The 266-nt window shown below is 48.9% G+C and carries 1 rRNA gene; it reads right to left on the bottom strand.

The features are described 5' to 3' along the window. Positions 1 to 2: 2 nt before the first annotated feature. Positions 3 to 119 (bottom strand): 5S ribosomal RNA (rrf, locus tag GQF01_RS00450). Between the last annotated feature and the right edge of the window lie 147 nt (positions 120 to 266).

The raw sequence follows: 266 nt of genomic DNA, 5'->3' as shown, positions 1-266 counted from the left end.
GTGCTTGGCAACGTTCTACTCTCCCAGAACCCTGCGGTTCAAGTACCATCGACGCTGGAGGGCTTAACGGTCGTGTTCGAGATGGGAACGCGTGGGTCCCCTCCGCCATCATCACCAAACAGTCAAAACGTGGTTTGCGCCTTGAAAACTAGATACGAAACTTGCGTAAAGTAACAACTATAGGTTTCAAGCAGAGAGACTTTTGACTTCGTCAAAAGATCCCTATATTAGGTTAAGCCCTCGACCGATTAGTATTCGTCAGCTGC

Origin of the sequence: Paenibacillus silvestris, assembly GCF_009882985.1 — a bacterium.
Classification (GTDB): Bacteria; Bacillota; Bacilli; order Paenibacillales; family NBRC-103111; genus Paenibacillus_E; species Paenibacillus_E silvestris.
This window is presented reverse-complemented; position numbering and strand designations above follow the sequence as displayed.